Annotated in this window: 2 protein-coding genes and 1 pseudogene; all 3 read right to left on the minus strand. The window is 40.5% G+C overall.

Features of this window, described 5'->3' with window-relative positions; translation table 11 throughout:
- Positions 1–349 (minus strand): annotated as a pseudogene (locus FNZ24_RS21365) (hypothetical protein); the annotation flags it as partial.
- A 194-nt stretch (positions 350–543) separates the two neighbouring features.
- The gene (locus FNZ24_RS21370; protein WP_153916814.1) at positions 544–1,431 is read right to left on the minus strand and encodes a LysR substrate-binding domain-containing protein; all 888 of its coding nucleotides are present in this window, start codon (positions 1,429–1,431) and stop codon (positions 544–546) included.
- A gap of 215 nt (positions 1,432–1,646) precedes the next feature.
- Positions 1,647–1,964 (minus strand): hypothetical protein (locus FNZ24_RS21565; protein ID WP_194945126.1); only part of this gene is annotated, 318 nt, incomplete at its 5' end.

The following is a 1,964-nucleotide window of genomic DNA, read 5'->3' on the forward strand; positions in this document are numbered from 1 at the left end:
CCATCWATGCAWATGCGCGCATTTGCATTGATGGCAGTTTATCTGCTTTTACGGCCATTTCTACAGCTTCAGTACAGGCTTGTTCTGCGATGTCGAACTTAGACATTTTAGTATATCCAACGCATAAGTTGAGATTACGAGTATAAGTATCAATCGCAGATCTTCGAGCCGATTTCGTTAATGCGATACCTTCATCTATGTCACCAGATTGAATAGCATCAACGCCAGGCATATCTTCAATTAAAACCATTTTATAGCTGGTGGTTTCAACAGCAGCGGCAAAAACGTTAGCTGAACACGCTAATAATAGACTTGCTGCAATCGTAGAGGGAAGTTTAGAAGTTTTCATGTTTATATTCCTTTATAGGTAGTAGCGGTTGCTACATGGCTAATTTAGGCAAAACTGTGATAGCTGACAAACGAGAATAATTGGATCGATAAGTGAGTTTTTTTCACTTATCGAAACTGGATAGCATTATGGACAGTAATTTATGGACAGTAATTTATGGATAGGGTCGTAACGTATTTAGCAGGTCGCTGAGTTCAATTTTCATAGTTAAAGCGGGCAATGATCCAATCGATCAACTGCTGTACTGCAAGATTAGGTTTCGTATTGCCATGGTGAATAAGATGGTACTTGTCGCGGCTATTAAGCATTTGTGGGAATAGAGCAACTAGGGTTTTATTATCAAACCATTTCTGGCTAATGGGCAGTGGGATAAGCGCGACACCTAGGCCTTGTTCTGCGGCTCTTGCCACACTGAACATACTATCTAGTTGGATGATTTGTTTAGCTTTAAAATCATCAATCCCGGTTGTTTCTGCCCACTGTTCCCAAGAATGAGGCCGAGCTTGGTGGACGATTAATGGTGTTTCAGATAAAGCATCAAAACCTTTGGCATGTATATGTGCAAACAGGATTGGGTTACAAGCTGGAATGTAATTGAGCGGGAATAATTCATATGCATTTTCACTGCTGCTTCTTGTACCTGATAACACGATGGATAAGTCCGTTTGTGCGGTTTGTGCTGAGCGTGTTTTGACGGTTTCTAATTTTAAATTGATATGAGGGTACTCAGTAGACCAACCGACGAGTTGCGGGACAAAAAGCTCGCTTGCGAAAAACTCGGGCATAGAAATACTGACTTCTTGCATGCTGGTTTGCTGACTGAACTGGTTTACTGTTTCGGAGAGCTGCACCATTAATGGCGCAATTTGCTGGTAGAAGCGGCGGCCATCATCGGTGAGCGTGATAGAACGTGTCTGCCGTTTAAATAATGCTAGCTGTATGCTTTCTTCTAATTGTTTGATTTGATGGCTCACCGCAGAAGGGGTGAGAAAAAGTTGATGAGCAGTCTCTTTAAAACTCAAGCATTCTGCAGCTACACAAAAACAACGCAAACCTCGAAGAGAGGTATGTAAAGGTAACATGGGTTTCTCAATTAGCTAAACAACCACTAAAGCAATTGCTGAGCCAATTATAATGACCCCAATTTGGCTATTTATATGGGTTATAGCCATTAATGATTACTGATTTTGAACATTCGCACCAAGTTAGTGCGAAAGTGAGTTTCACAAAGGTTTTAAAATGGAGAAAAGGGTTCGTTACTTTGGATAAATGAACGTTCGAAAGTTAGGGGTACCTTTTAGAAATAAAGGTTTTCCATTGGTTTGTTATTGACGAACATTTCACATTTATCGCCAGAGCTTGATTTAGATGATTGGATAATACCTGCTACTGCGCCAAACGCGCCGCCTTGATCACCTAATACAGAGCCAAAGTAGCACTTACCTTCGATTTTAAGGTCGCCATATTTACTCTTTAAGTTCTGAGTTGGTGTATAAGGAGGAAAGCGACCTTTCATTAATGGATCGCCATTAACAGAAAGCTCAATTTTGTTTATATCAGTATGGTAAATACCAGAAAATACCAGAGTTTGACSGTCAAACTCTGGTATTTTCTG

Source organism: Shewanella sp. TC10, from assembly GCF_009663145.1.
GTDB lineage: Bacteria > Pseudomonadota > Gammaproteobacteria > Enterobacterales > Shewanellaceae > Shewanella.

Bases quoted from the DNA above. Each gene is read 5' to 3' on its own strand.
- FNZ24_RS21370 (WP_153916814.1), bottom strand. From the start codon at position 1,431: ATGTTACCTTTACATACCTCTCTTCGAGGTTTGCGTTGTTTTTGTGTA.